Origin of the sequence: Rathayibacter sp. AY1B6 (assembly GCF_002932755.1) — a bacterium.
Lineage (GTDB): Bacteria > Actinomycetota > Actinomycetes > Actinomycetales > Microbacteriaceae > Rathayibacter.
Window position 1 is genome coordinate 1 of sequence record NZ_PSWL01000048.1, and the last position, 4493, is coordinate 4493.

A 4493-nucleotide genomic window follows, 5' to 3' on the forward strand; every position below is an offset into this window, starting at 1 on the left:
CTCCTCGATCAGCAGGAGAGGGACGCCCCGGAACGGGACGCCGCTGAGCGGCTGCTCGACCAGCACAGGGGTCTGAGGGCGGCGTCCCGTTCCGGGGCGTCCCTCTCCTGCTGATCGAGGAGCGCGCGCAGCGAGAGCCGCCCGCGGTCGCGCCGGACGCACGAGCACCCCGCCGCGATGCGCGACGGGGTGCTCGGGACGTGCGGAGGGGCTCAGCCCTCGAAGGTGGCGTCGAGCGTGATGTCGACTCCGGTGAGCGCCTTGCTGACGGGGCAGGTCTCCTTGGCCTCGTCGGCGGCCTTGAGGAAGGCGGCCTCGTCGATGCCGGAGACCTCGCCGCTCACGGTGAGCTTGATGCCGGTGAGCTTGAAGCCGCCGGCCGAGTCCGGGCCGAGCGAGACGTCGGCGCGGACGTCGAGCGCCTCGACGGTGCCGCCGGCCTGGCCGAGGACGGCCGAGAACTGCATCGCGTAGCAGGCGGAGTGGGCGGCCGCGAGGAGCTCCTCGGGGCTGGTCGAGCCGTTGGCGTCGTCGGCGGCGCGCTTGGGGAACGAGACGTCGTAGGTGCCGATCTTCGAGCTCGAGAGCTCGACCTGGCCCTCGCCGGTCTCGAGCGAGCCGTTCCAGGCGGTGCGTGCGGTACGAGTGGGCATGAGTCCTCCTTGGGGGGCGGGGAGAGCAGTAGAACGATCGTTCTCCCCTGATGCGCCGAGCCTAGGTGGAACGCGCGGCGTCGTGCAACCACCGGCCTCGGACCCTCGGCGAGATGCCAGTCCGGTACGCCTCCGTCGGCGTGTCGCGTCCTGAAGTGGCATCTCGCGGAGGGGAGGACGGACCGGCGGTCAGTGCACGAGCTTCAGGCCGACCACGCAGCCGACGATCCCGAGGACCAGCAGGGTGCGCACCAACGAGAATCCCTCGCCGCCGAAGAACATGCCGTAGAGCACGGTCAGCGAGGCGCCGATCCCGACCCAGACCGCGTACGCCGTGCCGGTGGGCAGCTCGCGCATCGCGTAGGCGAGGCCCGCCATGCTCGCGACGACGCCGACTCCGAAGACGATCGACGGGCCGAGCCGCGTGAACCCCTCCGACTTGCCGAGGGCGGTGGCCCACACGGCCTCGAGGACACCGGAGAGGATGAGGACGATCCAGGACATGACAGCTCCTACGAGTCAGTCTTGTCGCGTTCCGGGTACTGCTCCCTCGTCCGGTCGCCGTCATCGGCTCCGGACAGTCTGCCCGCGCGCGCTGGGCAGGCCCTGGGCAGCGGACGGCAGGGGCGGAGCCGCCGCGACCGCGACTCCGCCCTCGGGCGGGACAGTCCGGCGGAGCGGCGGCCCCGCCGGAACCGTCAGCGGCTCAGGCGGTGCGGCGGGAGGAGCGACGGGTCGCCAGGTGCACGAGGATCCCGACCACGAGGAGGATGCCGGCGTAGAGCCAGACGATCGGGTCCTGCTGGCTGAGGAGCAGCACGCACGAGGCGATGCCGAGCACGGGGATCGCCGTCCACACGCGGAAGTGGTCGTGCTCGACCGTGTCGCGCCGCAGCACGAGCACCGAGACGTTCGTGCTGATGAACACCAGCAGGAGGAGCAGCACCACGGTCTCGGCGAGCGTCGCCAGGTCGCCGACCAGGGTCAGGAGGCACGCCGCCACCGTCGTGACCGCGATGGCCACCCACGGCGTGCGGCGCTTCGGCAGCACGCGGCCGAGCACGTCCGGGAGGAGCCCGTCCTTCGCCATGCCGTAGGTGACGCGGCTCGCCATGATCATCGTCAGCAGCGCGCCGTTCGCGACCGCGACGAGCGCGATCAGGCTGAACAGCCACGCCGGCACTCAGGCTCCGCTCGCCGTCACGACGTCGAGCAGCGGGGCGGAGGATCCGGACAGCTCGTCGGCGGGCAGCGCGATCGAGCTCGCGAGGCCGACCAGGACGTACACCGCACCGGCCGTCAGCAGCGAGCCGAACAGCGCGCGCGGGTAGACGCGGCTGGGATCGCGGATCTCCTCGGCGATGTTGGCCGAGGTCTCGAAGCCGACGAAGGAGTAGTACGCGATGATCGCCGCGCCGAGCACCGCCAGCGCCGGCGCCTGCTCGGAGCTGAGCTCGACCGTGCGGGCGAGGTCGCCGCCTCCGCCCGCCACGAGCAGCGCGACGCATCCGATCACGATCAGCAGGCCGCCGACCTCGATCACGGTCATCACCGTGTTGCTGAGCAGCGACTCCGCCACGCCCCGCGCGTTGAGGCACGCGACGAGGACGAGGAAGACGATCGCGGTCGGCACGGTCGGCACGTCGAGGAAGGTGCCGAGGTAGTCGCCGGCGAACGCGAGCGACAGACCGGCCGCGCTGGTCACTCCGGCCGCGAGCATGGCGAAGCCGACCAGGAACGAGACGATCGGACGCTTGAAGGCCCGCTGCGCGAACACCGCCGCGCCTCCCGCCTTCGGGTACTTGGTCACCAGCTCGGCGTAGGAGCCGGCCGTCAGCAGCGCGAGGCCGAGCGCGAGCAGGAGCGGCATCCAGACGGCTCCGCCGACCTCCGCCGAGAGCGTGCCCATGAGGGCGTAGATGCCCGCGCCGAGGACGTCGCCGAGGATGAAGAAGTAGAGCAGCGGGCCGGTGATGCGGCGGCGCAGGGAGGTGCCGCCGGCCTCTCCGGTCGCGGGGGCGTCGCTCGTGGTGGCCATGTCGTCCTCTCGTCGCGCGCTCAGGGGCGAGCACGACGGGCCACGCTAGGGAGGAGGGGGCCGGGAGGTCGAGAAGGTTGACCGGGCAGGGTCGGGGACGCTACACGCGAGAGGCGGGGCGAGCGGGCGCGTCTGCGGGCCGGGCGCCTTCCGTGAGCCGGGCGCCTTCCGCGAGCCGGGCGCCTTCCGAGAGCCGGGCGCCCTCCGAGAGCCGGGCGCCTTCCGAGGCGGGGCACGGCATGCCGCGCCCCGCTCCAGGACTCAGCCGAGGACGACGTGCCTGCCTCCGCGCTGCTGGGCGATCTCCTCGCCGACCTCCTCCGCCTCCTGGCGGGAGTCGTGGCTGCTCAGCGGGACGCGGGCGTGGGCGATGCGGTTGTGCCAGCCCTGCTCGTCGGAGTAGGTCTCGATGGGGAGGACGGTCGTGGTTCTCATGTCCTCCATGCCACCCCGCGCCCCCCGCCGCCCGGGAGAGGGTTGACGCGGGCCCTCGCCCAGTGCTGGGCGCCGCCGAGGCCCCCCTCTGCTGCCCGAGACGCCGCGGTACCGGCGGTGTCTCACGCAGGAGCGGGCCGTCCCGGCAGCGATGCGCGCGTCGGCGGCGCGTCAGGGCGAGACCATGCCCCCGTTCACGTTGAGGGTCTCGCCGGCGACGAAGCTCGACTCGGCGGACGCCAGGAACACGTAGGCCGGGGCCTGCTCGGCGGGCTGGGCGGCGCGGCCCATCGGCGACTCGCTGGAGCCGAAGTCGGGCAGGCTCTCGGGGTCGACGCCGCCGCTGACCTGCAGGGCGGTCCACGTCGGGCCGGGTGCCACGACGTTCACGCGGATGCCCTTCGCGGCGAGCTGCTGCGCGAGGCCCTTCGAGAGGTTGTTGATCGCGCCCTTCGTCATCGCGTAGTCCAGGCGGTCGGGGGCGGGCTTGTGCGCCTCCGCCGACGCCGTATTGATGATCGTGGCGCCCGCGGGCAGGTGCGGGAGGGCCGCGCGGATGATCCGGAACGGAGCGAAGACGTTGATCGCGAAGGTCGCCTCGAACTGCTCGTCGGTGATGTCGAGCAGGTCCTCCTTCCAGATCTGCTTGCCGGCCACGTTGACCACCGCGTCGAGCCCGCCGAGACCCTCGACCGCCTCCGCCACGAGCCGCGTGCAGTACTCGGCACTCGTGAGATCGCCGGGGATCGGCACGGCGGTGCGCCCCTCCGCGCGGATCAGCCCGATCACGTGCTGCGCGTCCTCCTCCTCGCTCGGGAGGTACGCGAGGGCGACGTCGGCCCCCTCACGGGCGAAGGCGATGGCGACGGCGGCGCCGATCCCGGAGTCGGCTCCCGTGATGAGCGCGCGGCGGCCCGCGAGCCGGCCGGTGCCGCGGTAGCTCTCCTCGCCGAGGTCCGGCACCGGGGTCATCCGCGACTGCAGCCCGGGCTCGGGCTGCTGCTGCACCGGCGGGGTGACGTCCGGGTACTGGGTGGCGGGGTTCGTGAACGTGTACTGGTCGGGCATGGCTCCTCCGTCCGCGGCACCCGGATCGGGCCGCTCCCCTCCATCCCAGGCGAGCCGCGCCTCCGGAGCCACCCCGTGCACGGGCGGGCGGCGCTGTGGTAGTCGGCGCGGCGGCTGCGCGGAGGACCGGCGCGGCGACCCGGACGTGCCGGTGCTCCGCTCCGCGGATGAACACCGGACGACAGGGGGCGCCCGCGCGCGCCCCCTGTCGTCCGGTGTTCATCCGCGGAGCGGAGCACCCGCACGCCCCCGCCGCCGCGCCCGTGCTCCCCACCGCCGCCCCCCCGCCGCCCCCGCCC

4 protein-coding genes, 1 pseudogene and 1 riboswitch are annotated in these 4493 nt (G+C 73.3%); all 5 genes and pseudogenes read right to left on the minus strand.

The window, feature by feature from the left end; genetic code table 11:
• Window positions 1-212: 212 nt before the first annotated feature.
• The 5 genes and pseudogenes from C5D08_RS16495 to C5D08_RS16510 all read right to left on the minus strand — a co-directional run bounded on the left by C5D08_RS16495 (window position 213) and on the right by C5D08_RS16510 (window position 4194).
• Window positions 213-653: an OsmC family peroxiredoxin gene (locus C5D08_RS16495; protein WP_104277936.1), complete on the minus strand. Its 441-nt coding sequence runs from the start codon at window positions 651-653 to the stop codon at window positions 213-215.
• A 189-nt stretch (window positions 654-842) separates the two neighbouring features.
• Window positions 843-1157, minus strand: a complete 315-nt coding sequence (locus tag C5D08_RS16500) for a multidrug efflux SMR transporter (protein WP_104277937.1) — start codon at window positions 1155-1157, stop codon at window positions 843-845.
• A gap of 9 nt (window positions 1158-1166) precedes the next feature.
• Window positions 1167-1230: riboswitch (guanidine-III (ykkC-III) riboswitch) on the minus strand.
• 129 nt (window positions 1231-1359) lie between these two features.
• Window positions 1360-2691, minus strand: a pseudogene (locus C5D08_RS16505) (APC family permease).
• Between the two features lie 261 nt (window positions 2692-2952).
• On the minus strand, window positions 2953-3126 hold the full coding sequence (locus C5D08_RS16815) for a DUF2188 domain-containing protein (RefSeq protein ID WP_181110336.1): 174 nt from the start codon (window positions 3124-3126) through the stop codon (window positions 2953-2955).
• Window positions 3127-3297: 171 nt separating this feature from the next.
• On the minus strand, window positions 3298-4194 hold the full coding sequence (locus C5D08_RS16510; RefSeq protein ID WP_104277938.1) for an SDR family oxidoreductase: 897 nt from the start codon (window positions 4192-4194) through the stop codon (window positions 3298-3300).
• Window positions 4195-4493: the final 299 nt, after the last annotated feature.

Coding starts and splice junctions, on each gene's coding strand:
- C5D08_RS16815 (WP_181110336.1), bottom strand. CDS start 3,126: ATGAGAACCACGACCGTCCTCCCCATCGAGACCTACTCCGACGAGCAG.
- C5D08_RS16495 (WP_104277936.1), bottom strand. CDS start 653: ATGCCCACTCGTACCGCACGCACCGCCTGGAACGGCTCGCTCGAGACC.
- C5D08_RS16510 (WP_104277938.1), bottom strand. CDS start 4,194: ATGCCCGACCAGTACACGTTCACGAACCCCGCCACCCAGTACCCGGAC.
- C5D08_RS16500 (WP_104277937.1), bottom strand. CDS start 1,157: ATGTCCTGGATCGTCCTCATCCTCTCCGGTGTCCTCGAGGCCGTGTGG.